23 protein-coding genes and 1 pseudogene are annotated in these 26,569 nt (G+C 60.1%); 17 read left to right on the forward strand and 7 right to left on the reverse strand.

Annotation, left to right across the window (positions count from 1 at the left end):
- Positions 1 to 44: 44 nt before the first annotated feature.
- From DIE06_RS02820 to DIE06_RS02835, 4 genes and pseudogenes are all read left to right on the forward strand, one after another.
- The gene (locus DIE06_RS02820; RefSeq protein ID WP_089489203.1) at positions 45 to 929 is read left to right on the forward strand and encodes an alpha/beta fold hydrolase; all 885 of its coding nucleotides are present in this window, start codon (positions 45 to 47) and stop codon (positions 927 to 929) included.
- A 178-nt stretch (positions 930 to 1,107) separates the two neighbouring features.
- A complete protein-coding gene (locus DIE06_RS02825; RefSeq protein WP_050011200.1) occupies positions 1,108 to 2,232 on the forward strand; it encodes a porin in 1,125 nt (374 codons plus the stop codon).
- 106 nt (positions 2,233 to 2,338) lie between these two features.
- Entirely contained in the window at positions 2,339 to 3,667 is a 1,329-nt protein-coding gene (locus DIE06_RS02830; protein ID WP_124660028.1) for a hypothetical protein, read from the forward strand.
- An 85-nt stretch (positions 3,668 to 3,752) separates the two neighbouring features.
- Positions 3,753 to 3,971 (forward strand): annotated as a pseudogene (locus tag DIE06_RS02835) (transposase); the annotation flags it as partial.
- A 758-nt stretch (positions 3,972 to 4,729) separates the two neighbouring features.
- On the opposite strand, the gene DIE06_RS02840 reads toward DIE06_RS02835, so the two are convergent.
- Positions 4,730 to 5,428, reverse strand: a complete 699-nt coding sequence (locus tag DIE06_RS02840; RefSeq protein ID WP_050011198.1) for a response regulator transcription factor — start codon at positions 5,426 to 5,428, stop codon at positions 4,730 to 4,732.
- A gap of 422 nt (positions 5,429 to 5,850) precedes the next feature.
- Here DIE06_RS02840 and DIE06_RS02845 point away from each other — a divergent pair, with 422 nt between their 5' ends.
- The 6 genes from DIE06_RS02845 (at position 5,851) to DIE06_RS02870 (ending at position 13,461) form a co-directional block, all read left to right on the forward strand.
- A complete protein-coding gene (locus DIE06_RS02845; protein WP_124630500.1) occupies positions 5,851 to 7,350 on the forward strand; it encodes an APC family permease in 1,500 nt (499 codons plus the stop codon).
- Between the two features lie 104 nt (positions 7,351 to 7,454).
- Positions 7,455 to 8,708, forward strand: a complete 1,254-nt coding sequence (locus tag DIE06_RS02850) for a hypothetical protein (protein ID WP_063772873.1) — start codon at positions 7,455 to 7,457, stop codon at positions 8,706 to 8,708.
- Between the two features lie 24 nt (positions 8,709 to 8,732).
- The gene (locus tag DIE06_RS02855) at positions 8,733 to 9,188 is read left to right on the forward strand and encodes a flavodoxin domain-containing protein (protein WP_050011195.1); all 456 of its coding nucleotides are present in this window, start codon (positions 8,733 to 8,735) and stop codon (positions 9,186 to 9,188) included.
- Between the two features lie 10 nt (positions 9,189 to 9,198).
- Positions 9,199 to 10,395: a cytochrome P450 gene (locus tag DIE06_RS02860; RefSeq protein ID WP_176015406.1), complete on the forward strand. Its 1,197-nt coding sequence runs from the start codon at positions 9,199 to 9,201 to the stop codon at positions 10,393 to 10,395.
- 51 nt (positions 10,396 to 10,446) lie between these two features.
- A complete protein-coding gene (locus tag DIE06_RS02865; protein WP_124660029.1) occupies positions 10,447 to 11,874 on the forward strand; it encodes an MFS transporter in 1,428 nt (475 codons plus the stop codon).
- Positions 11,875 to 12,360: 486 nt separating this feature from the next.
- On the forward strand, positions 12,361 to 13,461 hold the full coding sequence (locus DIE06_RS02870; RefSeq protein ID WP_050011389.1) for a porin: 1,101 nt from the start codon (positions 12,361 to 12,363) through the stop codon (positions 13,459 to 13,461).
- A gap of 80 nt (positions 13,462 to 13,541) precedes the next feature.
- Here the strand turns inward: DIE06_RS02870 and DIE06_RS02875 are convergent, their stop codons facing one another.
- The 5 genes from DIE06_RS02875 to DIE06_RS02895 form a co-directional block, all read right to left on the reverse strand.
- Positions 13,542 to 14,237, reverse strand: coding sequence for a GntR family transcriptional regulator (locus DIE06_RS02875; RefSeq protein WP_050011193.1), 696 nt, complete (start codon positions 14,235 to 14,237; stop codon positions 13,542 to 13,544).
- 146 nt (positions 14,238 to 14,383) lie between these two features.
- Positions 14,384 to 15,997, reverse strand: a complete 1,614-nt coding sequence (locus DIE06_RS02880; protein ID WP_124630496.1) for a bifunctional 3-(3-hydroxy-phenyl)propionate/3-hydroxycinnamic acid hydroxylase — start codon at positions 15,995 to 15,997, stop codon at positions 14,384 to 14,386.
- Positions 15,998 to 16,087: 90 nt separating this feature from the next.
- Positions 16,088 to 17,521, reverse strand: a complete 1,434-nt coding sequence (locus tag DIE06_RS02885; protein ID WP_124630495.1) for an aldehyde dehydrogenase family protein — start codon at positions 17,519 to 17,521, stop codon at positions 16,088 to 16,090.
- Between the two features lie 77 nt (positions 17,522 to 17,598).
- Complete coding sequence (locus DIE06_RS02890; protein WP_050011190.1) at positions 17,599 to 18,162, reverse strand: VOC family protein; 564 nt, start codon at positions 18,160 to 18,162, stop codon at positions 17,599 to 17,601.
- 28 nt (positions 18,163 to 18,190) lie between these two features.
- Entirely contained in the window at positions 18,191 to 19,045 is an 855-nt protein-coding gene (locus DIE06_RS02895; RefSeq protein WP_124660030.1) for a fumarylacetoacetate hydrolase family protein, read from the reverse strand.
- 120 nt (positions 19,046 to 19,165) lie between these two features.
- Here DIE06_RS02895 and DIE06_RS02900 point away from each other — a divergent pair, with 120 nt between their 5' ends.
- The 4 genes from DIE06_RS02900 (at position 19,166) to DIE06_RS02915 (ending at position 22,244) form a co-directional block, all read left to right on the forward strand.
- A complete protein-coding gene (locus DIE06_RS02900) occupies positions 19,166 to 19,747 on the forward strand; it encodes an amino acid synthesis family protein (RefSeq protein WP_089489213.1) in 582 nt (193 codons plus the stop codon).
- Positions 19,748 to 19,879: 132 nt separating this feature from the next.
- The gene (locus tag DIE06_RS02905; protein ID WP_050011187.1) at positions 19,880 to 20,989 is read left to right on the forward strand and encodes an alcohol dehydrogenase catalytic domain-containing protein; all 1,110 of its coding nucleotides are present in this window, start codon (positions 19,880 to 19,882) and stop codon (positions 20,987 to 20,989) included.
- 227 nt (positions 20,990 to 21,216) lie between these two features.
- Positions 21,217 to 21,606, forward strand: a complete 390-nt coding sequence (locus DIE06_RS02910; RefSeq protein ID WP_260433510.1) for a cupin domain-containing protein — start codon at positions 21,217 to 21,219, stop codon at positions 21,604 to 21,606.
- A gap of 44 nt (positions 21,607 to 21,650) precedes the next feature.
- Complete coding sequence (locus DIE06_RS02915) at positions 21,651 to 22,244, forward strand: malonic semialdehyde reductase (protein WP_050011388.1); 594 nt, start codon at positions 21,651 to 21,653, stop codon at positions 22,242 to 22,244.
- A gap of 88 nt (positions 22,245 to 22,332) precedes the next feature.
- Here DIE06_RS02915 and DIE06_RS02920 read toward each other — a convergent pair whose 3' ends face one another.
- Entirely contained in the window at positions 22,333 to 23,283 is a 951-nt protein-coding gene (locus DIE06_RS02920; protein WP_050011185.1) for a LysR substrate-binding domain-containing protein, read from the reverse strand.
- Positions 23,284 to 23,413: 130 nt separating this feature from the next.
- Between DIE06_RS02920 and DIE06_RS02925 the strand changes: the two genes are divergently transcribed.
- Genes DIE06_RS02925 through DIE06_RS02935 form a run of 3 tightly spaced genes read left to right on the forward strand, consistent with a single transcriptional unit; the run spans position 23,414 to position 26,117 of the window.
- The gene (locus DIE06_RS02925; protein ID WP_050011184.1) at positions 23,414 to 24,601 is read left to right on the forward strand and encodes an acyl-CoA dehydrogenase; all 1,188 of its coding nucleotides are present in this window, start codon (positions 23,414 to 23,416) and stop codon (positions 24,599 to 24,601) included.
- 6 nt (positions 24,602 to 24,607) lie between these two features.
- The gene (locus DIE06_RS02930; protein ID WP_050011183.1) at positions 24,608 to 25,846 is read left to right on the forward strand and encodes a CaiB/BaiF CoA-transferase family protein; all 1,239 of its coding nucleotides are present in this window, start codon (positions 24,608 to 24,610) and stop codon (positions 25,844 to 25,846) included.
- Positions 25,847 to 25,904: 58 nt separating this feature from the next.
- Positions 25,905 to 26,117: a hypothetical protein gene (locus tag DIE06_RS02935; protein ID WP_234745145.1), complete on the forward strand. Its 213-nt coding sequence runs from the start codon at positions 25,905 to 25,907 to the stop codon at positions 26,115 to 26,117.
- The last annotated feature ends 452 nt before the right edge of the window (positions 26,118 to 26,569 follow it).

Here is a 26,569-nt window from a genome sequence, read left to right on the forward strand (position 1 = left end):
GTGCCCGCGCCTGCACATGTCGGTGGAACAACAGGAGCTTGTGAATGTTTTCGAATCGTGAATGGCCGGAGACCGGCATCGAAGGTTTCAAGCGGGGCTTTCAGACGGTTGATGGCGTGCGGATGCATTATGTGAGCGGCGGCAAGGCGGACGGCGACGTGCTGGTTCTGATTTGCGGTTTCCCCCAAAGCTGGTATGCGTGGCGCAAGGTTTTGCCGCTGCTTGGGGATCGGTACCGTGTTATTGCTCCGGATCTTCCCGGGCAAGGTGACTCGGACCGTCCCGCGGGTACGCTCGACACGGTCAAGGCCGCCAGGCTCCTTCGTGGCCTGGTCGAGAAACTCGGTGTCGATCGACATGCACTTGTCGTACACGACATCGGTGGATGGGTCGGTTATCCCTATGCGGCGATGAATGGCGACAAGGTCACGGCCCTCGCGATCCTCGACACGGGTATCCCGGGCATCAGTCTTCCGGATACGCTGCCGTGGGCTTCCGACGTTGCGTGGCGGACGTGGCACGTCGCATTCCACAACATCCCGGATCTTCCCGAAGCGCTCTTGGCCGGCCGCGAGCACATCTATCTCGAGTGGTATTTGCAACGGAAGGCGGCAAACCCGCAGGTGTTCTCCCAAGCGGACTTCGAGGAATACCATCGCGTGTTCCTGACGAATGGCCTGAAAGGTGGCCTCGCTTACTACCGTGCTATCTCGGTGTCGGCCGAGCAGAATCGCGAATTGAGCGCGAAGGGCAAGCTCAAGATGCCGGTTCTTGCGGTCCGTGCAGATCAGGGATCAATGCCCGATCTGGTTCCGCAGCTGCAGCAGGTCGCGGCGGACGTTCGCGGCACGATGGTCGCTTCCGGACACTACATCCCGGAAGAGGCGCCCGAGGCGCTTGCAAAGGAACTCGAGAGTTTCTTCGGCTAGTACGAGCGGATAAGCAGGCGCCGCATGCTGCCGAGCGATGTCAGTGCGTCGTGGGCGCTGCACTCCGTTCGACGAGAGATTGTTGATCTTGAGACGGAAACGGCTGGTATCGAAGCAATTCGATAGTTTGTTTGATCAGTATTCCTAGTGAAATTAACTTTGGTGATTTGGGGGGGGAATGAACAAAAAAGTCATTGCAGTCGCCGCACTGAGCATCGTAGCTTACTCGCAAGCAAAGGCTCAAAGTTCCGTGACGCTCTATGGGATCGTCGACACGGGTGTGGGCTATGTGCACAACAGCGGCGGACAGAGTTCGCAAGTAAGGATGTTGCCCAGCAATCTTTCGGCTTCCCTGTGGGGATTGAAGGGAACGGAGGATCTGGGTGGCGGGCTCTCGGCCATCTTTACAGTAGAGAGCGGCTTTGACGGCACGAACGGCGCGCTTGCGACACCGGGCAAGTTGTTCAGCCGACAAGCGTTCGTGGGCATTTCGAGCCAGTACGGCACCCTGACGTTCGGTCGTCAGTACGATCCGCTGACCGACCTCGAACAGCAGTTGACCGCCGATGTCTACAGCGGCTGGTTCGCTACGCCGGGTGACGTCGACAATTACGACTCGAGTGCTCGATTCAATAACGCCGTGAAATGGGTGAGTCCGTCGTGGGGCGGCGTTTCGGCCGAGGTCATGTATGCGCTCGGCGGCGTCGCTGGATCCACGGGGTCGGGGCAGACGTGGAGCGCAGCAGTTGGCTATCAAAGCACGTCGTTCAGCGTCGGCGGCGGCGTTCTCCACATCGACAACGGCAACGCGACGTTGGGCAATCGCGGCACTTCCTCGTCCGACTCGCTGTTTAATTCGCCGGTGAATGCGGCTTATGCGTCAGCCCGGTCGATCAATATCGCCCGGATCGGTGCCAATTACGTTGCGGGCCCGTTCACGGTGGGCGCGGCGTATGGCTATGCCCAGTATTCGGCCGATTCGGCATCGACGTTCACGGGGTCGGAGAAGTATCACAACGGTTCGGTCTTTGCCCAGTATCAGGTGACGCCTGCGTTCCTGCTCATCGCCGGCTACAACTACACGCGCGCACTGGGGGATTCGTCTGCCAAGTACCACCAGGTGAATATCGGGGCCGACTACAGCTTGAGCAAGCGCACCGACGTCTATGCGCTCGCAGGGTATCAGCATGCAAGCGGGCAGAACGGGCAAGGCGCCGCCGAGGCTTCCATCGGGTCGTACGGAATTGCGGCGGGCAAAGGTACTCAGGAAGTTGTAGCCGTCGGCCTGCGGCACAAGTTCTGAAGCAATCTGTATGAGGTGCCGCGGACCGATACGAGGGTGATTCCTTCGTGAGTTCCGCGGCGCCGTGTTGCTCATTTTCCTGACACGAAGGTATTGGGATTTCTGTATGCCGGCATCAACTCACTCCGATGATGATTACGCGTCCAGTCCGGTTCCTGAAGATGCAAGGACCGGTTGGCAGGGCATATTCTTCGCTACGTTAGGTATTGCGACCGCGCTTTTCTTTGCTCAGATTGCGTCGATCATTACCGTGAGGTTTGGCGTAGCAGCCGCGCTGATCGGACTGGCCTACGGATACTGCGTTTCGACATTCGTCGGTGTGCTGCTCGTTCGTCGATCCATTCAGACAGGGTTTGGCATCAATATCTGGGCCAGAACCGTGCTCGGATATCGTGGAGCGGGATTATTCAGCCTGGCCTACGGAGTGGCCTGCCTCACTTACTTCGTCGCAGAAGCCAACATCATGGGGGCTTCGCTGCAGGCTCTCTTTCCGCAAGCTCCTCATGCGTTGATATACATCTGCCTTGTCTTCGTCATGTTGCCGCTCGTGTGGTCGGGCATGAAGGTTCTTGCAAGATTCCAGACGATGAGTCTGGTGCTGTTCGTTGTGTTTGTTGTGTGGGCGATAAGAAACGCGCTTGATGTTCCCGTGGCTGGCGCTCCGCTCCCGGAGATTCGGCTTGCGGCAGCCCCCTTCACCAGCCTGCTTGAAGTATTGGGCATCGTTAACGGTCTCGCCTTCATCATTGGTCTTGTGACGGCCGACTATGCAAGATTTGTGCGCAAACGGGAACTCCGAGCAGGGACGGTGTTTGTTGGCGCGTTGTTTCCAGCGTTCTGTTACGGGATCACCGGGATCTTGGGGATCTGGTTCGCTGTCCAGATGCGGGAAAGCAATCCTGGCGTCTATTTCGTTTCGTTGCTGGGTGCGGGGGGGATCATTTTCGCGTGTACGACGCAGCTCAGAATCAATCTCGGGAACATCTACTCAGGCACCGTTGCTTTCGTCAACGCACTCGAGCATCTATTTGGCGTTTCCGTCAGCAGAAGAGTCGTCATCGTTGCTTTCTGCGCGGTTGCGGCCGCTGTGCTGATTTCAGATGGTACGCACTTGCTCGCGAGTGCCCTGAACTATATCGGTATGTCCATGGCTTGCTTCGTCACGTTGCTTCTCGTCGATCAGTTCTGGGTTGGACGATCCCGAGATGTGCCCGATGTCATGCCTCAAGTGATCAAGAACTGGCGATGGACGGGATTGAGCTCATGCCTGATCGCAACCCTATGTGGAGTGTGCATCGGTAACGCATCGCTCTTCCCATCGTTGTACCAGTGGGCGACACCGGTGTCGGTGCTTGTCCAGGCGATCCTCTTTGTTGGTATCGAATCGTACTGCAATCGACGAAGGGAACTGTCGTCACATGCTGCCTCGAGTTAGAGGGACCACTTGAGAAACGGACCTGTTTTCTGGAGCGCGAGGCTACCTGACGCCAGCAAAGGTCACTTTCGAGGAAGGTTTGAGAATGCGGAAGCGCTTTACGGACGAGCAAATCATCGGCTTCTTGAGAGAGGCCGAAGCTGGCGAGGCGGTCCAGTATCTGTGCAGGACGTACGGTTTCAGCGATACCTCCTTCTACTCCTGGCGGGCGAAGTTTGGTGGCAACGACGGCGTTGAATCGCAAAGGTTGAAGTACCTTGAGGGCGAGAATGATCGACTAAGGGAGCTATTGGCGGAGGCCTTGGCCAAGCAAGGGGCATCGGGTATCGCTAGAGACGATGTATAGATCGTCCACGTCGCCTGGGTCGTCGTCGTTCCGATGTCGTTGTGATTGGCGTCGAGCGATCCGGCGTGGACTTGAACAGATCATGATGCTTCACGCTTTGTCGATTGTAACCACCTCTGCGCTTCAATGTCGGGTTGGCGCGCAGACCTCAGTAGTGGACCCAACAGGGAACCGAGGCATGCGAAAGATATTCCTGCGATCGCTGCATAGCCGTCATCCGATTGACTTAGCAGAGGTCTCTGCTTGTCAGACGGATTCCGATGCTGGAATCCGTAACATTGAGTCAGACCGAAGCAGCTTCGTTACGTACTACAGCCTCGGACAAGTGGTTGCGCACCTGCGTTTCGACGCGCGGCATGGAGAGCAGAGTCCGGCCGAGCGTAGCCGAAAGTAAAAAAACCGGTCCAACGTCAGATCACGGCATGGAAGCGGCCACCGCGAGAGTACGCGGTGGAAACGCCACTGAACGTGCCAATTCGGCCCCGATCTTTCCTCTGTACCTTTGACGAAGCTGTCGAAACCATGGCGTGTCAAGCTGATGGTATTGCGAAAGCTTGCAGGCTCAGCGGGCCGCGTGCGTTCGTATGGTGCCTGGAGCGGGGCGCACGTCGTTTCGACGGCCTGGTTGAGGGCGGCGTCGGTTCGCCCCGCCTGCAACTGAACTGCAATGGACCGCACGCATCACACTTCGCTTCCACGAGGCGGGACTGCAACGGTCAATCCGCGGTTATCGAGTGCAGAAATGACGCGACTTGTGACCGCGTATTCAATCCGAGCTTTGCCAGAACCCTTCCCACGTGCGTTTTGACCGTCACCAGCTCGATCTGGCATTCGTGGCAAATTTCCTTGTTGGAAAGTCCACTCGCAATCAAGTTGGCGATCGCTAGCTCGCGGGCTGTCAATAGATGTTGCTCGGTGAGTTTCCGATTGCGTCGATGGGTTTTTATTGAATCCAATCCGAGAAGGTTGTACTGGATATAGCTATGCATTTCCTGGAGTACGGATTCATTGTCGAGCGTTTTGTCGTGTCTGCCTTTTAGAACATTGAGAAAAGCGATGGCTCGGTTGTCCTGCCAAAAGACAAAGGCGGCCTCGTCCACGAACCCGTACCGCGCCATAAACTGTGCGTATGGGATGTGGCAATCTCTAAATCTATTGTCTGCAATCTTTCTTAGAGTAACGACCGAAGATCTGTTTGATAAAAGGAAGTCGGGGGAGATCGGATCGAACTCTCTGAAGTCTCGGTAATAGTCGCGAATCATCACGTCGCCGAGGCCGTGTTCCGTGCACGGTGGAATCTTCTGGGTAGCGTCAAACCAGGTAAAGATTGCGGCAGACGATTCCAGAAGGGTTTGGGAAAACGCAATGGTCCGCTTGGCGAAGTCCTTGCAATCGTCGTTCAGATGATATCGCATGGTTTATCCAAGTGGAATAGACAAAGGATCCTTTTCCGAACCTGTCTGACGGAGGCTGGAACGCTGGCGGCCTACGCGAAAAGGCTGCTAGCGCGATGTTCAACGATTGGATGCAAGAACCGAGCCAAGGTGACTGGCGGGTCACACGCTCCCGTATATGGCGACGGTGGCGACGAATCCGGCCAAGTGCCAGGGTGCCGTAGAGGTAGACGCACGATCTGGAAGCGCGTCATTGCACGTTGGTCGTGCATGGCGCACCACGCGCGATCGGCGCTCCATCTTGAAGCGACGCATAGATACTTTCGGAGGATGTTGGCCAGAAATTCGCTGAATATAGTTCGACTACCAAGTCAACGGGTTCTGCGGTACACGCATCACAGTGCGATACCGAGAGAACCGCGTACAGAAAAGAGGTGGCTCGAATGAAGACAAGCGGTTACATGGCGATTGCAGAGAAGGGAAATAAACTTACCGGGAACATGGGCGCCTTTGGGCTTGCGCTGAGCGTTCTGGCTTTTTCGGCCCCTCTCACGACCGTATCGGGATATGTGCCGGTCGCGTTGATGTATGGCGGTGCAGCCAGCCCTACCATCTTCATCGCGACGATGGTTCTGCTGATGCTGTTCTCGCTGGGGTATCTGACACTCAACCATGCTGCGAAGCGACCAGGCGACTTCTACGCATTCATCACGCATGGATTGGGCAGGAGTGCCGGGCTTGGAGCCGGAATGCTCGCCACGATTACGTACTTCATCATCCTTGCCGGTGTTCCGGCGTATTTTGGCGTTGCGTCCGCTGATCTGCAGCGGACGCTCACGGGATGGGCATTCCCCTGGTACTACTTTACGCTCGCATGCTGGCTTGCCATCGCGATTTTCGGATATCTGCACATCGAAGTATCCGCGAAGTTCCTGACTTGGGTAATGGTCGCCGAAGTCATCGTTTGCATCGCGTTCTGCACTGGAGTTATTGGCAGCAATCCCCCGAGCGACTTGCCGCCGAACGCCATTTTTTCCCCATCCGGATTGTTGAACGCGAACAGCCCGTTTGCCATGCTGTTTGCCGTCTCTTTCTTTATGGGGTTCGAGGCGACAGCATTGTTCCGTGATGAGGTGCGCGACCCGGATAGAACCATTCCGCGAGCAACTTATGGTGCGGTTATCTTCATCGGTCTGTTGTATACGTTCTGCGCATATGCACTGATTCGCGTGTATGGACACGACGTGATCTCCGTCGCAACGCAATCGCCCGCCACCATGTTTCAGAATGCCTTCGACAAGTTCGTCAGTGCGCGGATGCGCACGCCGGTCGCGATCCTGGTTTTGACCTCGGCGTTTGCGTCCAGCTTGTCCATTCATAACGTGCTGACGCGTTATCTTCACAACCTCGGCATCGACGGCGCATTTCCGCAGTACCTGAGTGCGATCCATCCGAAGCATTTGTCACCGCACCGCTCGTCCGTTACGGTTTCGACGCTGACGCTGCTTGTTCTTCTGCCGTTCATCGTGACCGGGGCCCAACCGGAATTGCTTTACGGTCGACTGTCTGGCGTCGGTACCGCAGGAGGACTGATCCTTATGACCGTCGTGAATGTTTCATGTCTCGTCTGGTATTTCCGCGAGGGGCGGTTCATCGGTGCAGGCGTTTTCAAAGCGTGTGTTGCGCCCGGCATCTCCGCAGTCCTGTTTGTTGCGCTCGTCGTCCTCGTTGGCAAGCACTTCGAGCTTCTCGTTGGCGGCGAACCGGGCCAAAGCACGTGGATGCTCTATAGCCTGTGCGCAGTGCAGATTTTCGGGATGGCATTGGCCGTTTATTTCAGGAAGGCCAAGCCGGAAGTGTTCCGGCGGTTGGGGCGCAATCGTGACGTCGAGCCGCGAGATGGTGGCACGGACGACGAGGCCGTTCTCGCCGTCACGCAATGACATATCCATGCTTCGGATGTGAATCTCGATAGCTTCGGCTTCAGTCGCGAAGCAACTCGGCATCCGATTCATCTCCGTTTCAAGAGACCAGTCCAGGTACGTTCATGCGCATCATTAATCCATCCATTGCCGTTGTGGGAAGCGGACCGTCCGGGTGCTACCTGGCGCAATCGTTGATAAAGGTTTGGCCGGATTCTGCAGTGTCGGTGTTTGAATCGGAGCCGGTACCATTCGGTCTGTTGCGTTACGGCATCGCGGCCGATCATCAGGGTTCGAAATCCGTGGCGATGCAGTTCGATCGTCTGTTTAGACGCGATGGGGTCAATTTTTTCGGGAATGTAACTATCGGAAAAGACCTGTCGTTTGAGCGATTGACAGAGAGTTTCGACATTGTGGCGCTCGCGACTGGTTTGGCAACGGATTCGGTACTTCCGGTTCCACAACACCCGAAAGCAAACGTCGTTGGGGCAGGCGAAATACTGCGGGCGCTGAACGGCTATCCCGAGCCTCGGTTGCCCCATGACAGAGGGCGATTTTGCTCCTTGGGTGAATCGTTGGCGATTGTCGGGCACGGGAACGTCGCCATAGACGTTGCCCGGTTGCTGGCCAAACGCATCGAGCAATTCGATAACTCCGATATCGACGACGAGCGGCTATCGATGCTTCGCTCGAATCATCTCGAGCGGATTCATCTTGTCGGAAGATCCAGCGCAGGCGACGCGAAATTTGACCTTGCCATGCTGCGTGAACTTTGTGATCTGGGACATGTAAAGGTATCTGCATCGGGTCTTTCGGACGACGATCAGAGCGAAAAGGCACAAGTGCTGCGGAATGCCGCGAGGCGCATCGTATATGCCAAACCGCTGGTGGAAATTGTTTTCCACTTCGAATGTACGCCGGTGCAGGTCGACGCACTGCTGACGAAAAGCGTTTTGCGCGGACACTCGAAAGCGGAAGGTATCGTGAGTTTTCACGTCGACACGATCGTTACTGCGATTGGTTTTACGAACGAGGTCGGCGATATCGGCGCGCGATGCGGGCCGTGGCGTTCGTTCAATGTATTCGAGGTCGGTTGGGCGAAGAACGGCGGAAAGGGCGGGGTTGCCGCGAATCGCAGAGACGCACAAGCCGTGGCCGCGCAGATCGTTGCGATGGTGCAAGACGGAGCGCTGCCGATCGGCCGGCCTGGACTGGCCGCGCTCGGAGACCAGTTTCCAGCCGATTTCGTGAATTACGCCGGCTGGCTGGAGGTGGACCGGTATGAACGGGATGCGGCGGGGCCGAACAGGCTCCGCAAGAAAATTGCAGATCGCAGGCGCCTGCTGGAAGTGGCAAGGCAGATCGTGAGCGTGGGGTAATCGTCTAAATATGAGCAAAAAGAAATGAATGCATCGATTCTGATTCTGTTTGGCACGGAGAGCGGTAACGCAGAGATGGTTGCCGATGATATTGCGATGTGCTTCGCCGAGAAAGATATGCCGAGCGTCGTCAAATCGATGGCGGATCAAGCCGTGGACGAACTGGAGGCTGTCAGTTTCGCGATCGTTGTTACTTCTACGTACGGCGAGGGCGATATGCCGGAGACGACCGAGCCGTTCTATCGCGCGCTCATCGCGAAGCGTCCCGATCTGGCTTCGATGAGATTTGCCGCGTTTGGGCTCGGGGATTCCAGCTACGAGAATTACAACCGTGCAATCGATCTATTGACTGAGATGCTCGCTTCGTGCGGCGCCACGCAAATTGGCGAAACGGGACGACACAATGCATCGAAAGGCATGCCTGCAAACCAGATGGCGGTGGCATGGTCCCAGGGCATCCTTTCGATTTTGGGCAAATAAGGGGGTTTCGATGAAAAATCAAACGGGCGATTTCATGAACGATCCTTACCTTCCGTGGGCGGACCTCGCGTTTCGCGACAACCCGTATCCGTGGTATGAGCGATTGCAACGCGAGGCACCGGTGTATCGGATTAGCGAACGTGAGTTCGTCGTCTCGAAGTATTCCGACTATGTGGAGTTTGCCAAGCATCCAGCGATGAGCATGGAGGAGCCGAACTGGGTGAAACCCCATCCGTGGCACGTGTTCAAGGAAAGTGTGCTGTTCTACGACCCGCCACGGCAGACGCTATTGCGGCGGCACTTCAACAAGTGGTTCACGCCGAAGATGGTCGCGGAGTGGGCGAAGCATACAAAGGCGCTTGTGAGCGACGCGCTGGACAATATCGCGCAAGATGGCATTGTCGAGGCCCATCACACTATTTGTGTCGTACCCACGCACGTCACGATGTGCCGCATCTTCGACATACCGGAAGACGACATCGAAGGTGTGATAGAGAACGGATTGCGTATTGTCATGGCTCAGTCTCCGGCTTCAACGAAGGCGCAGCTGGACGATGCGGTAGAGGGCTTCAAGTATCTGTTCGACCGGTGCAACGCGTTTGTTGCCGAGAAGCGCCGAAATCCTGGCAACGGTCTTGCGGACGCACTAATCGAGGCACAAGCGCGAGGCGAACTATCCGAGGCTGAAGTCGTCCAGGCCATGGTCAATTTTTTCTTCTCCGGTGCACCTAATCCGGCTTACGTACTCGCGTCGACGTTGGAGCATTTCACGCGCGAGCCTGAACTCTTCGACCTCTACAAAGCCGATCGAGAAAGCCGCCAGGCGATGATCAACGAATTCCTGCGCCTGTATCCGCCAGAGATGTCCTTCACTCGGTACAACAAGGCTGCGGTTACGATCAGAGGCACGGTGATCCCGGAAAATAGCGTCATTCGCTTCATGACGGCGGCAGTCAATCGGGATCCTGATGTGTTCGAGGATCCGAACACATTCGACCATACTCGTTCGATGCGTGAAAGCCAGATGCTGTCGTTCGGCATCGGAACACACAGCTGCGCGGGGCAATTGATCAGCCGCGTCGAGATCGAGGTGATCTTGTCAGCCATAGCGGAACGCTATTCACGCGTGGAGCTCGCCGGCTCTCCCGCGGTTCAGCACGACGATCGCATTCGCAACTATTTGACTTTGCCGTTGCGCTTTTCCTGAAGCGACCAAGGGCGCGAATCGGGGGATGCTTGCTGATCGGGGTATTCCGGATTGGCGCTCAAGGAGCGTCTCGCGAGCAACAACTGCTCGGGGCGCTCCCTTCATTCCGCTATCGGCGACCCGCCCGGTGTCGTCATGCGCACGCTGTCGACCGTATCGTCCGTTGCTTCCATCATTCCACATCCGCGCTCCGATAGCATGCCTTCCAAAAGCCGCTCGTCCGGTAAGTTTCCCGGCGATGTCCCAACCTCACGACATCAATGGTTCGCCGTATTTGCCGTCGCGGTCAGCGCATTTGCGTTCGTCACTTGCGAATTTCTACCGGTCGGCCTTCTGGCGCACATCGCTCTGGATCTGCATGTCACGTCCGGGACGGCAGGCTTGATGATGACTTTGCCCGGCGTGATGGCTGCCTTGGCCGCGCCGACCTCGGTGGTTGTTGCTGGAAAATGGGATCGCAGGTACATACTTTTAATATTAACCGGATTGCTGACGTGCTCAAGCTTCGTCAGTGCGTACTCGACGAACTTCACGACGATGCTTGCCGGCAGGGCACTGTTGGGGATCGCATTGGGAGGGTTCTGGACGCTCGCGACCGCGGCGGCGGGGCGCATGGTGCAAGCCCGGGATACGGCGCGTGCGATCGCATGCATCCTGGGCGGGGTTGCATCGGCTACTGTCATTGGTGTGCCGCTCGGGACCCTGATCGCTACGCTCGCGTCCTGGCGGGAATCGTTCGTTGCGACCGGTGTCCTCGCAACGGTAGCGCTCTTTGCGCAGGTCGCCTTCGTGCCGAAGCTGACAGCTGAAACCACCGTGGGCGTTCAGGACTTCATTTCGCTGCTGCGCCGGCCGCACGTGCGTCTGAGTCTGATGATGGTGGCGTTCGTATTCGGCGCGCATTTTTCCGCCTATACGTACCTGGAACCTCGTCTCGGAGAGGACTTTTCGGTATCGGAGATTTCAAGCCTGCTGATGGTGTTTGGTATTGTCGGCTTCATGTCGAACGTGACGCTTTCGGCGGTGATGGATGGCCACGTGAAAGTCGCCACCGCGATCGCGACGGCTCTGCTGTTCTTCGCATTGTTGCTGATGGTGGTACTGGATCATGCGCGAATCGGCGAGGCCGCAGCATTGTCGCTCTGGGGCGTAGCGTTCGGTGCAATCCCGTTGTGCTTCAGCATCTGGACTCAGCACGATGCCGCTGACTGCCCCGAAGTCGGTTCGGCGCTCTTCATTTGCGTTGTTCAAGTCGCCATCGCGATTGGGTCCGCCGTGGGAGGGCTGATCGTCGATCATATGGGCATACGAGCAGATTTCTCTATCGGGTGTATTTCCTCCGTGCTCGGGTTGGTGACCCTATGCACACTGAAGGCCCCATCGTGCGGGCAGCGGGCGTTTTTGCCTGCTACGGGTAGAACCGTAGTCGGCCAACATCCTGGCTCGTCACGCCGAGATAGCCCGCCAGTCTCTGAATAATCGCCATCCAATCCAACGATTCGCCTAACCATTTCCCGCTTCAGATCGCGGTCTGGAGTTGATGGGGTCGTGCGACATGGTGTCCCCACCGCAACCGCGAGGACGTACTTGCCGCGATCGGGGAATACGAACTCGCCGCCATCGTGACCGTTATGAAAGTGCAGCGTTGAAAGACCATCACGGTTCGAAGCGAAGCCTCGCTTCTCGGCCTTCGTCCCCCGGATGCTGATCGCTGACCCTTTGCAACTTCATTTACGTGCCACGTAGCGACCGCCGCAGCGTGTGGAGTAGCTGCAGCTTCGACATCGGCGTGCGTCTTCATGCTGCAGCGCACTCACGCGTAAACACGGAGTTTTGCGTCTTGCAAAGCCGTGTAGAGTGTGCGCAAAGAATATAAATATGCACAAAAAATCATCTTAGGCATTTCTTGTGCACATTGGCGACTTCGTAAACGGTATGGAGGAGACGACGGTGAAAAGGTGGGTCATTACGTCAATTGCCTGCGCGACCGCGGGTCTGGGCCCGGTATCGTGTGCCTATGGGCAAAGCAGCGTGACGCTCTGGGGCTTGCTCGATGCAGGTGTGTCATACATCAGCAATACCTCGGGCCACCCTGCATGGCGGCTCGACGACGGCATCGCGTTGCCCAACCTGCTGGGATTTCGCGGGACCGAGGATCTCGGTGGCGGCACCCGCGCGGTGTTCCAACTGGTGACGCAGTTCACGCTGCAGGGCAATCTCGTCGCTCAGAAGAGCAACGGGAGCGGTACCGGAACCGGGCTTTTCGCGCGCAATGCATGGGTCGGCCTCGATAACGCGCGCTTCGGCAAGCTCACGCTCGGACGCCAGTACGACTTCATGGTCGACACGCTGTTCGCCGATGTCGGGGCCGATATGGCGATGTACGGCGGCGGATTCTACGGCTTCCGGGATGGTCCGTTTGCGAAGCTCGGCATTCCCGATTCTCCACCGAACGAGGCGTTCGACTTCGACCGCATGAACGGCGACACGCCTCTTGGCAACGCGGTCAAGTACACGAGTCCTTTGCTGGGAGGATTCCGGTTCGGCGGAATGTACGCATTCGGCGGCGTGGCCGGGGATTTCCGCCAAAACAGCGCGGAAAGCTTCGGTGCCAGCTACAGTGCCGGCGCGTTTGCATTCGGCGCGGCCTATACGGACGTGCGTTATGCGTCATTGCTCGGTGACAGCATCAGGAACTACGGGCTCGGCGCGAAATATCGCGGCGACAAACTGCTGCTGACGGCGCTGTTCACTGACACGCGCAATACGCACAACGGCGCGGTTGTCAACGCGGCGGAGGTCGGCGCACTGTATCAGTTCACGCCGGTGTTCTCGACGAGCCTCGCCTATACCTACATGTGGGGGAATGAGGTTGTCGACCGCAATCACGCCCATCAATGGGGGGCCGTTGCGAAGTACCATCTGTCGAAGCGGACGGCCGTCTATCTGCAATCGATGTATCAGCTGACGAACGGGGGGGCGAATGCGTCGATCAACGGGACGTTCGGCCCGTCGAGCAATCGCTCGCAGTTCATCGGCCGGATCGGCATGCAAACGATGTTCTGATTGGTTCTTGCGACGGCGGCGCGCGTCGTCGTCGCAATGGAATTCATCCGCGCGCGGCAGTATCGGATACTGCGCTCGACTTACTGTACCGATGCCAATTGCCGTTCCAGTGCGGCGGCAACACGCGTCAACGTCCCTTCGATATGCTTGCGCAGCAATTTCGCTGCCTTGTCCTTTTCCCGCCCGATCGCCGCTTTCATCAGCGCCTCGTGTTCCGCGCCCTTGTGGCGTTCCTCCGTCCGATGGAGCGCCGAGTAGCGCCGATAGCGTTCGGCGCGGTCGAACAGCGATCCGACCATGTTCAGCAGCAGCGGGCTCGGCGTCGCGGACAGCAGCGCCATATGGTAGGCGCGATGGCGCTCCGACCAGTCGTCGTCGAGGGCCACCGGGCCGGTACCCATCCGCTTTTCGGCGAGGCTCAGCCGATGGAACGCCGTCAGCACGGCAACTTCCCAGTCGTCGTCGCCATGCTCGATGGAATCCATTAGCGCTTCGTGTTCAAGCAGGATGCGCAGGCGCGTGATGTCCTTGAAGTCGTCGATACTGATCGGTGCAACCCAAAAGCCGCGATTCTCGGTCGCCTGCACGATTCCGTCCTGCGCGAGGCGGTTCAGTGCTTCGCGAATCGGTGAACTGCTGAGACCGTAGATCTTCGACAGACTTTCGACTTTCAGGCGCGTGCCTGGCTCCAGTTCACACCGGATGATCGAGGTTTTCATCCGTGCGAAAGCAACATCGATGAGCGGGGCACCATTGGAGGCAGGTGTCGAATCCATGGCGTGGCATTCCGGATTGTCAATGCGGTAATTTTATGCGCAAAGCGCGCTTCTATGCAAGATTGACTCGAAAGGCTCGTCGAACAAAAAAAGCGCTCGGGCAAAGCACCGAGCGCTGAAGGCTGTTACATGATGCGCGTTCCGGATCAAGGGCTCGTTGCCGGCGCCTCAAGTGCTTGCGAGCCGTTGGTCGCTAGCGCGGCCACGAGCTCGTCGAGCAGCGCAAGCGCTTCCTGCAGCTCACGGCAACCACCGTACACATAGTGATCGGGGCGGGCGAGAACCACACGGCAATCGTGTTGAGCCATCCAGCCGGTCAGCACGCCACTGACGTCCTGATACGTATCCGGCGAGGCATCGGGCGCGAGCGCGTCGGGCCCGATCGAGACGAACCGGATCGCCGGATACTGCAGGCGATCGCATGCCTGCCGAAGTTGCGCGACGGTCGCGACATCAGTACGTGCGTCCACCGCGAGCCGGAAGGTCGCGCCGGTCACGTCGTCGAGCAGGCGCTCGTCGCCGGTGGACGTCCGCACGCGTGGTTGCGGAAACAGCAGCCCGCGTGGCCCGTCGCTCGAAGCGGACAGAAAGCCGTCGCTCAATCCCGGGATCAACGATTGCCGGACCATTCCCTGCGGATTGGCGGCCATCTCCGCATGCAAGCGCTCGTCGCGCGCGCTGGCCGCGACCGGATCGCGTTCACAGATCAGCTTGCCCAGTTCCTTCGTTACGAGTGTCGTGCGCTTGACGTGCGGCAACCGTTCAGCCTGGTAACTGTCGAGCAGTGCCGTACCGGCCTTGCCACGCGTAACCATCGCGAGCTTCCAGACGAGATTGGACGCATCCCGGATGCCTTGACACATTCCCTGCGCGAGGAATGGCGGTGTCATGTGCGCCGCGTCGCCGAGGAAGAATATCCGCCCGGCCCGCCAGCGGCGCAGCACGAGCGCGTGAAACCGGTAGGCGGATGCACGCCAGATCTCGTATTCGTCGTCTGCGAGCCAGCGCGAAATCAGCTTTTTCACGAACTCGGGCCGGCAGGCCTCGGCAGGCGTCTCGTCTGCGTTGATCATGAACTCCCAGCGACGGCAGCGGCCGGGGCCGACGACGAACGTCGACGGGCGCGCGATCTCGCAATACTGCACGTTGGTTGCCGGCAGGCTCTCGCCGGCACCGTCTTTGAGCATCACGTCGACGACGAGCCACGGCTCGTCGAAGTCGAGATCCTCCATGTCCAGGCCGAGCCGCGTACGGATCGGGCTCGTTCCTCCATCGCAGGCCAGCACATGGCCTGCGGTGAACGTGCGTTGCTCGCCCGACGCCAGCGCGATTGTCACGGATGCGGCATCGTCGTGCGATTCGACCGCGGTCGCTTCCGCACCGAGCTCGACTCTGACCGACGGGTAGCCGGCGAGATTGTCGCGCAGGATCCCCTCGATTTGCGGCTGCATGAATACGTAGTTCGGTGCCCAGCCGAGCTGGTATGGCGGGGCTGCCGCGTCGATGCGGCGGATCACGCGCGTATCGGTCGTCCGGTATTCGGACGGGCGGTACGGCATCACGTATTGCGCGATCCTGTCTGCGATCCCGAGGTTGGCCAGGATCCGCATGATTTCCTGGTCGAATCCCATTGCCCGCGGCTTGTCGTAGACAGTGAGCGACTTGTCGACGACCAGCGTGCGCAGGCCGGCCTGACCGGCCAGATTGGCGGCGACTGCACCGACCGGGCCGAGACCGACAATGATCAAATCGAAGTCCACATCTCCTCCATGTTCATATTCGTTCCGCCAGGACCGACCACGTTCGCCCGGCGGTGCGGGCGGGTCCACCGGACCGTCGCCCGACTGATCTCAGTATGCCTTCGTGTAGGCGGTCTTGACGGTCGTGAAGAATTCGGCGGCGTATCGGCCTTGCTCGCGCGAGCCGTAGCTCGACGACTTCGTGCCACCGAACGGCACGTGATAGTCGACCCCCGCGGTGGGCACGTTGACCATCACCATCCCGCTGCGCATGTGTTGCCTGAAATGCGTCGCATGTTTCAGAGACGTCGTACAGATGCCGGCTGACAATCCGAACTCGCTGGCGTTCGCGATCTCCAGCGCCTCGTCGTAATCCTTCGCCGGGATAGCGCACGCGATCGGGCCGAAGATCTCCTCGCGCGCGATGCGCATCGTCGGTGCCGCATCGGAGAACAGCGCCGGCGTCAGAAAATGGCCTCGTGTGCTGCGGACGACGGTCGTACCGCCGCAGATCAGCGTCGCCCCTTCATTCCGGCCGATTTCCACGTACGCTTCATCCAGTCGCAGTTGCTCGCTGTCGACAACGGGTCCGATTTGCGTGTCGGCGTCGAGCGCATGCCCGACGCGGAGTTGCCCGAGCGCCTCCGCAACACGGTTGACGAAGCGCGTGTAAATGCCTTTCTGCACGATGAAACGGGACGATGCGGTGCAGCGCTGCCCGGTCGAGTAATAGGCGCCCTGTATCGCACAGTCGACGGCGACGTCGAGGTCCGCGTCGTCCAGGATGACGAGCGGATTCTTGCCACCCATCTCGAGCTGCATCCGCTTGAACTGGCGCGCGCCCTGCAGCAGCAGGTTCCGCCCGGTATCGACCGATCCGGTGAACGAGATCGCGTGGATGTTCGGCGAGGCGACCATCGCGTTGCCGACGACACTGCCGCGCCCCATCACGAGATTGAATGTGCCGGGCGGAATGCCGCTGCGGTGGATGATGTCCGCGAGCGCCCACGCGGATCCCGGGACGAGGTCCGCCGGCTTGAAGACGACGCTGTTGCCGTGCGCCAGTGCCGGCGCGATCTTCCAGGCCGGAATGGCCATCGGGAAGTTCCACGGCGTGATGATGCCGACGACACCGACCGGCTCGCGCGTGATATTGACGTCGACGAGCGGTCTGACCGACGGCAGGGACTCGCCGCCCGAGCGCACCGCTTCGGCGGCGTGGAACTTGAATATCTGCCCGGCACGCGCGACTTCGGCAATGCCCTCGGCAAGCGTCTTGCCTTCTTCACGCGATAGCAGCGTACCGAGTTCCGTCTGCCGCGAGAGCAATTCGCTGCCGATCGCGTCGAGTGCATTCGCTCTGGCCTGGATGCCGTTGTTCCGCCAGCCGCGTTGAGCGTCGCAAGCGGCGTCGATTGCCTCGTGTGCCTGCTCGACATCCGCGTACGCATAGTCGCCGATTGCGTCGTCGAGATCGGACGGATTGATGTTGCGGCGTGAAGTGGCGCCGGTGCGCCACGACTCGCCGATCAGATTGCACTTCATGACCAGTGATCTCCCCCAGTTTCACAGGGTGGCGTCCGCCTGCCGTCGAATGCGGCGGACGCTACGGATTGGTATGTCTATTCGTCGAATGCGGTGCGTTGGGCGGCGATGCGGTCGCGCATTGCCGCGATCCATGCGTCGCGCGTCAGGAAGCCCGGGCGGCGCTGGCACATCGCTTCCGTCCGTCTCAGGACTTCAGCGCTCGGGAGATCGAGATCGAGCGGCTCGCGACAAGGCTGCGCGGTGAAGAACGGGCTGTCGACGTAGAGTTCGATCGGATTGCCTTCAGGATCCTTGAAATAGATCGACCACGCGTTGCCGTGATCGACTTGCTCGATACCGGCGACGCCCGCACGTTTCGCGCGTTGGTAATACGTGCGCAGATCGTCCAGCGAATCGAGCAGGAAGGAAAGCTGGTTGACCGGGTTGAAGGGGAGGTCGGTGGGCTTTCCATCGAACAACACGAGCTGATGATGGATTTCCGGATCCTGCGTCATGAAGTACAGATTGTGTCCGGTCGACGCGACACCCTTGTCGCTGATCACGAACCCGAGTGCCTTGCGGTAATAGTCGACCATCCGGTCGAGGTCGCTGCAGAAGATGCCGCAGTGAGTGAACTGAATTTTCGGCAGTGCCGCCATGATCGTCTCCTGATTGTTCGAGTATCGCTCACGCTTCGTCGGCCACCGGGTTCGACAGCGTGCCGATTCCCGGAATCACCACGTCGAAGGTGTCACCGGGCTTCAGGAATACCGGCGGCTGACGCTTGAAGCCGATCCCGCTCGGGGTGCCGGTCGCGAGGATGTCGCCCGGCTGCCAGTCGAGCGCCTGCGATACGTATGCGATCAGGGCCGGAATGTCGAAGGCGAGTTCGGACAGCTTGCCGATCTGCATCTGTTCGCCATTCAACAGGCCGTGTACCGAGAGTTCGCGGTAGTCCGGAATTTCGTCGGCCGTGACGAGCCACGGGCCGAGCGCGCCGGTGCCGCGGAAATTCTTGCCCATCCCGTACTGGTGCGTATGGAACTGCCAATCACGGACGCTGGCGTCGTTGAAGCACGTATAGCCGGCAACGTGGCTCATCGCGTCTTCCGGTGCGATATGCGAACCGCCGCGGCCGATGACGACCGCGAGTTCGGCCTCGAAATCGAAATTGTCTGAAATGGTCGGACGAATCAGCGGCGCACCGTGCGGCAACAGGGTTTCCGCGTAACGATGGAAGATGACAGGGTACTTGCCGACCGTGCGCCCGGCTTCCGCTGCGTGCGCGACATAGTTGATGCCGACGCAGATGATCTTGTTCGGGCGTGGAATGACCGGCTCGAGCTCGACATCGGCCGACGGGAAATCCGCGGCCGCGGCCGCGGCGACGAGCCGGCGTGCTTCGTCCAGCGCCGCGTCATCCGCGAGCAGTGAAGCGAGATCGGCCAGCGCCGGCATGCGCGACGCGAGATCGACGATCCCTTCTTCCTTGATTGCACCGAAAGCGGCCTTGCCGGCCCGGCGATACGACACGAGTTTCATTGCTCCTCCGTTTGGGCATAAAACATGTTTTTATGCATATTACATCGGAATGGATATAATGCAAGCACGGGAGCACAAACTGGCTCCCGGCGATCCGAACAATTTCCGTGGAGCAGAAAGATGCCGCTGGTCAATGTCAGAAAGATCAAGCTCGATGTGGAGGAGGTCTGGCACGAAGGGGGGGAGCGCGTGAGCGAGCCGCTGCGGGTTGCGGTCGCGACCGCCGTCGTCGCGAATCCGTATGCGGGGCGGTACGAGCCCGACCTGCTGCCGTTCATGCAGGCGCTGCGCGAACTCGGGCATGACCTCTCGTCGCGCCTCGTGGTGCTGCTCGGCGGCGCGGAGAACGTCCAGGCGTACGGAAAGGGCGCGATCGTCGGCGAGGATGGCGAACTCGAGCATGGCGCCGTATGGCATGAAGCCGGCGGCTGGGCGATGCGGGAATCGCTGGGCCAGCCGAAAGCAATGGTGCCGTCGGCCAAGACGATCGGCGGCGTCGGTACGCGCCTGATGGTTCCGCTGGGCCATATTCAGGCGTCTTATGTCCGCAGTCACTATGGCACGTGCGAGCTAACCGTCTGGGATGGCCCGCGCCGCAACGAGATCGCGTTCGCACTCGCGATGGCGACCGGCGGGCGCGTGCACGCGCGACTGGGCGGCCTCGCGGCGTCGGACGTCAAGGGTCTCGACGGCCTGCGATGAAGTTCAGGCGGAATCTGTGTTTTTGTGCATAAAAATTGATATCATGCATTGAGCGTGGTCCGTGTCGCGGGTAGATGGCCGGGCCAGTGACTGTGTGGCGAATACACGAAGAGTGATAGACCGGAGACAGACATGACGAAGATGATGCGAGCAGCACGTATGCACGATGTCGGCGCACCGATGGTGGTGGAGGACATCCCGGTGCCGTCGCCGCGGCCGACCGACGTGCTGGTGAGAGTCAAGGCTTGCGGGATCGTGCCCAACCTCGGCAACGTGCTGAGCAACTGGCAGAAATGGTTTCCCCACCTGCCGCTGCCCCGGCTGCCGGCGATTTTCGGTCTCGACGCGACGGGCGTGATCGAGGAGGTTGGCAGTCAGGTCCATGCGTTCAACGTGGGGGACCGCGTCTATGTGAATCCGGCGCGCTATTGCGGCGGTTGCCGCGCGTGCCGCTCGGGTGATACCACGGCCTGTCCGTACTACACATTCAACGGCTATTTCGGGTTCAGCCAGCGATCGCAGGCCATCTTCGACGACTATCCGTACGGCGGGCTGTGCGAGTTCATGACCGCGCCGCAATACAGCCTGGTCAAGATACCCGACAACCTGAGCCATGAGACCGCGGCGCGGTTCGGCTATCTCGGCACCGCCTATCGTGCGCTGAAGAAGGCGGAAGTCGGGCCGAGCAGCACGATCCTGATCAACGGCATCAGCGGGACGCTCGGTATCGGGGTTGCACTGTTCGGGCTCGCACTTGGCGCGCGGAAGATTCTCGGTACCGCACGCAACAAAGAGTTGCTTCAGCGCGTGAAGGCGATTGCGCCGGATCGCATCGAGATTCTGGCGCTCGATGACGAGCCGGTCGACGCATGGGCGGCGCGCATCACGCGCGGGGAAGGTGTCGATGCGGTGATTGATGCGCTCGGACCGGGCGCACCGCATACGACGCTGCAAGAATCGCTTAAGACGCTGCGCCGTGGCGGCCATCTCGTCAATGTCGGCGCGGTTGCCGGCGACGTGCCGGTAAATCTTCACTACATGATGGACAACGACCAGCGCCTGAGCGGCTCCGCGTGGTTCACGGCCGGGCAAGGACAGGAAATGGCGGACATGGTCGAATCCGGCGTCGTCGACCTGTCGGTCTTCGAACACTGCACGTTCAAGCTGGAGGACATCAATGTCGCGCTGGGCGGGATCGAGAATCGCAATGGCGGCTTCAGCAACTACGTGATCTGTCCGTAAAGCACATCGGCGACACTTCCGCGTCACATCGGCGCCGGGGTGTCGTCGGCCGAAAGCGTTTCCTTACAGCGAGGCAACTCATGCACATTCGACGCGTGGTGACCGGCCGTGATCCGCACGGCCGGTCCGTCGTGATTTCCGATGGCCCGACACCCCGGACTGTCCTGTTCGACTCCATTCCCGGACATGCATTCGCACAGGTGTGGACGACCGCGGCATCTCCGTCGATGGCGACGACGGCCGATCCGACGGTCGGAAAAGACACCCTGATTCCGCCGGCCGGCGCGACCAGTCTCCTGGTCGTCACCTTTCCGCCGGATCAGGTCATGGCGGCTCCGCAGTTCGATCCGGCAGCAGCGGCAAACGAATGTGTCGCGCGCATGCCGGATCTTGCAGCGACGTTCGAGCCTGACCATCCAGGCATGCATGCGACCGAAACGGTCGACTATGCGATCGTGCTGTCGGGAGAGATCTGGCTGGAGCTCGATGACGGGGAGGCGACCCGGCTCGGGCCAATGGATGTCGTCGTGCAGAACGGCACGCGCCACGCATGGCGCAACAAGGGGAACAGCCCGGCGATCGTGGCGTTCTTCATGGTCGGTGCGACGCGCACGTGATGCGCGCGCATGGCCTTTCGATGGTCGATCTGGAGGAAAACGGAATGAGCGAGCCGCTCGATACCCGCGCGCGCCAGCAGCTATTTACCGACGCACGCAGCCAGAACGCGTGGTTGGACCGAGCGGTGCCCGATGCGGTGCTGCGTGACCTGTACGAACTGACCCGATGGGGCCCGACGAGCATGAACTGCTCGCCGATGCGCGTCGTGTTCGTGCGGTCGCTGCTGGCGCGCGAAAAGTTGTTGTCGGCTGTTTTTACGGGGAACGTCGAGAAAGTGCGTACCGCGCCGGTCGTTGCGATCATTGCGCAGGATGTGGCGTTCTACACGCAGCTCGACAAGCTGTTTCCGCATCGGCCGGGTGCAGGGAAGATGTTCATCGAGCAACCGGAGCTGGCGCGAGATACATGCTTTCGCAACAGCTCGCTGCAGGGTGGCTATTTCATCATGGCGGCGCGCACGCTCGGTCTCGACTGCGGGCCGCTCTCGGGGTTCGACGCGGCCAGGGTCGATCAGTTGTTCTTCGACGGGACGGCACTGCGCGTGAACTTTCTTTGCTGCCTCGGGTATGGCGATCCGGACGGCCTGTTTCCCCGCAGCCCGCGGCTCGATTTCGACGACGCTTGCGAGGTTCTGTAGGTTATAGGCGCGGCGACGAAGCCGGTTCGCCGCCCATACGCTTCAGCTGAGGCGCACACTTGCGAAACGCTGTTTCGATCAGATGCAGTCACTGTGCGCGCCGGTGATGCCGAGCACCGCGTGATTGAGCCATGTGCGCAATGTTCTCGTTGTATCGTCGCGCTTCGCCGCTCAGCCATTCCCGAAACGCCGCCAGCGTCGAGCTTTCCGCCTTGGCTTCCGGGTAGATCAGGAAGTACGCATTCCCGGTCGGATGTTCGTAGCGACCGACCTGAACCAGCGTCCCTCTCGATAGTTCGTCCTCGACGAGCAGGCGAGGAATCAGTGCGATTCCGATTCCGCTCGACGCCGCTTCCGCAAGCATCGAGAACAGTTCATAACGCGGTCCGGACAGGTCGCCTTCCATTTCGAGTCCTTGCGCCGCGAACCACTCGCGCCATGCGTACGGCCGCGTACTTTGCTGCAGCAACCGATAGCGCCGCCAGTCCGCCTGGGTCGGCTGGGTGCGCGACGCGACCAGCTTCGGGCTGGCGACCGCGATCACGCTTTCCTGCATCAGCAAATCGCCGGCCGTACCGGGCCACGGCGCGGGGCCTGCGTGGAGCGACGCGTCGAACCCTGTCGCATCGAACATGAACGGACGCGGCATGGCGGTCAGATTGACGGCGATGTCCGGATGCGTATCGATGAACGCCGGCATGCGCGGCAGCAGCCAACGGGTTGCGAAGGTCGGCACGGCCGCGAGCTCCAGGGTACCGCCTTTGCCGCCCGTCGCCATCATCTCCAGCGCGTCGTATTCGATCTGATCGAGTCTCGATGCCACACGGCGGCTGTACGCCGCACCGGCTTCGGTCAGTGTCACGCCGCGTCGGGTGCGCCGAAACAGCTTCACGCCGAGAAATTCCTCGAGCACACCGATCTGACGACAGATCGCACTTTGCGTGACGGCGAGCTCGTCCGCCGCTTTTGTGAAGCTCTGGTGGCGAGCGGCGGACTCGAATGCGGACAAGGCCGTTGTGGAGGGGATCGTGCGGCGCATGATGCGTGTCCAGGTGAGTAATGAAATTAACGAGTGATATTTTTGCACATGTCGGTGCAAACAAATCGTTTGTTTTGGCGCTACGTGGCGAATAAAGTTGGCGTAACACCTTCACGCGGGCGATCAACAAATGACCAATGCACACAAATCGAATTCGTTTCAATGGGACGACCCGCTGCTGATCGACCAGCAGCTCGACGAAGAGGAGCGCATGGTGCGCGATTCCGCGAACGCATACTGTCAGGAGCGGCTCGCACCGCGCGTGCTGGATGCTTTTCGTCGCGAGGAGACCGATCGGGCGATCTTCCGCGAGCTGGGCGAACTCGGCCTGCTCGGCATCACGATTCCGGACACCTATGGCGGCGCGGGGAGCAACTACGTCAGCTATGGCCTCGTCGCGCGCGAGGTCGAACGTGTGGATTCCGGCTATCGCTCGATGATGAGCGTGCAATCGTCGCTCGTGATGGTGCCGATTCATGCATTCGGTAATGAAGCGATCCGCCAGAAATACCTGCCCAAGCTGGCATCGGGGGAACTGGTCGGCTGCTTCGGGCTCACCGAGCCGAATCACGGTTCCGATCCCGGCGGCATGGCGGCGCGCGCGCGAAAGGTCGACGGCGGCTATCGCCTGACAGGCAGCAAGATGTGGATCACGAACAGCCCGATCGCCGACGTCTTCGTCGTCTGGGCGAAGGACGACGAAGGCGCGATTCGCGGCTTCGTGCTGGAGAAGGGCTGGAAGGGTTTGTCGGCGCCGGCGATTCACGGCAAGGTCGGGCTGCGTGCGTCGATCACCGGCGAGATCGTGATGGACGACGTGTTCTGCCCGGAAGAGAACGCGTTTCCGGAAGTCCGCGGTCTCAAGGGGCCGTTCACCTGCCTGAACAGCGCGCGCTACGGTATCGCGTGGGGCGCGCTCGGCGCTGCCGAGGATTGCTGGCATCGCGCTCGGCAGTACGTGCTCGATCGCAAACAGTTCGGCCGGCCGCTTGCCGCGAATCAACTGATCCAGAAGAAGCTTGCCGACATGCAGACCGAGATCGCGCTCGGTCTGCAAGGTTGCCTGAGGCTCGGCCGGATGAAGGACGAAGGCACGGCGGCCGTCGAGATCACGTCGATCATGAAGCGCAATTCATGCGGCAAGGCGCTCGACATTGCGCGGGTCGCGCGGGACATGCTGGGCGGAAACGGGATCAGCGACGAATTCGGCATCGCACGGCACCTCGTGAATCTTGAAGTCGTGAACACGTATGAGGGTACGCACGACATCCACGCGCTGATCCTCGGCCGGGCGATCACCGGCATTGCCGCATTCTGAGCCGCCATGGAAACGATCGCACAGCAAGGCGCATTGGCCGGCCTCCGCGTACTCGATCTGTCGCGGGTGCTGGCCGGGCCGTGGGCAGGCCAGCTTCTCGCCGATCTCGGCGCCGATGTCGTCAAGGTCGAGCGGCCCCGGACGGGCGACGACACGCGGGCGTGGGGCCCGCCGTGGCTCCTCGACGAAGACGGACAGTCGACGGGCGAATCGGCGTACTACCTGAGCGCCAATCGCAACAAACGCTCGATCGCGGTCGATCTGAGCCGGCCGGACGGTCAGTCGCTGGTTCGGCAACTCGCGCAGCAGGCCGATATCGTGCTCGAGAATTTCAAGGCCGGTGGCCTTGCGCAGTACGGGCTGGATTACGCGACGCTCGGCGCCGAGAACCCGCGCCTGATCTACTGCTCGATTACCGGGTTCGGGCAGACGGGCCCGTATGCGTCACGTGCCGGTTACGACTTCCTGATACAAGGGATGGGCGGCCTGATGAGCGTGACGGGGCGCGCCGACGGCACGGAAGGTGCCGGCCCGGTGAAGGTCGGCGTCGCGCTGACCGACGTGATGACGGGGCTGTATGCGACCGTTGCCGTGCTGGCCGCCGTTGCCCATCGTGAGCGCACGGGGCGCGGACAACACATCGATCTGGCGCTGCTCGACGTGCAGATCGCCGCGCTCGCGAACCAGGCCGCCAATTACCTGGTCGGCGGCATCGTGCCGCGGCGGATGGGAAACGCACATCCGAACATCGTGCCATACCAGGACTTTCCGACGGCCGATGGCCACATGATCATCGCGGTCGGCAATGACAGCCAGTTCACCAGTCTCTGTGCGGTGCTCGGTCAGCCGCAATGGGCGAGCGATGCACGTTTCTCGACGAATCCTTTACGCGTACAGCATCGCGACGAACTGGTCGCGCTGATTGGCGCAGTGACCACGTGCCGGTCGACCGACGAGTGGGTCATCGCGATGGAGGAGGCGGGCGTGCCGTGCGGGCCGATCAATGGGCTCGACCGGGTATTCGCGGACGAACAGGTCAAGGCGCGCGGCATTCGTATCGAGATGCCGCATGCATCGGCCGGCAGCGTGCCGCTCGTGGCGAATCCGATCCGAATGTCCGATTCGCCGGTCCAGTATCTTCGTCCGCCGCCGCGGCTCGGCGAACAGACCGATGAGATCCTGGGCGCATGGCTGGGACTGAGAGAAGAAGAGATCGACGCATTGCACGAGCGAAAAATCATCTGACATCATGATTTCGATATGCGATCCTTCACTGGGCTGGGAGGCAATCTGCGAGGCACGAATGGTTGCCGCGGCTACCGCGAACGCGGACGATGCTTCGGTATGGAGATGGTTTGCGGCGATGCTCGAAGAGCGGCGCATCCGCTGGCGCTTCATGTTCAACGCGTGGGTCGTTCATGTCGACCGGAAGGAAGTCGCGATCGAATCGAGCTTCTATGAGGCGATCCGATCCGCCAAGTATGAATCGGAAGAGCTTGGCCTTGGCGCACTTTAGTATGAGTTGGATTGCCGCCGCGCCGAATATGGGTAGGATCGTGGGCAGGAAGCCATTTGCGATCGCGGGAGTCTTACCTGCCGGCCCTGTGCAAGCGGTGGTTGGAATCTGCTGCCTTCCGCCCCGAAACACTTCCGCATCCTCCCGCCAACCCTTGTGCGATGCGCGTAGGACCACGTGTGCCGGAATTCTCCTCCTTCCCGGCAGCGATCTTGTCGAGCCGCTACGCTTGACGCGCCGCAGGGTGCTTCCTAGGTTAAAAATCCTCCGACTTACTTAGCACGCGAGCGGACACAATTAGCAGAATCTACGAACTTCAACAGCGGCACGCGTGCCGACACCCGGGATCCGTCAGGCCTTTCATCGCACCCCATAAAAAAAGATCTTGATTATCTATCTATGAGTAGATAAAGTTCGATCCATGGAAACGAAATCGACCGTCCGCGAACAGA

It is taken from the genome of Burkholderia sp. Bp8998 (assembly GCF_003854235.1).
Lineage (GTDB): Bacteria > Pseudomonadota > Gammaproteobacteria > Burkholderiales > Burkholderiaceae > Burkholderia.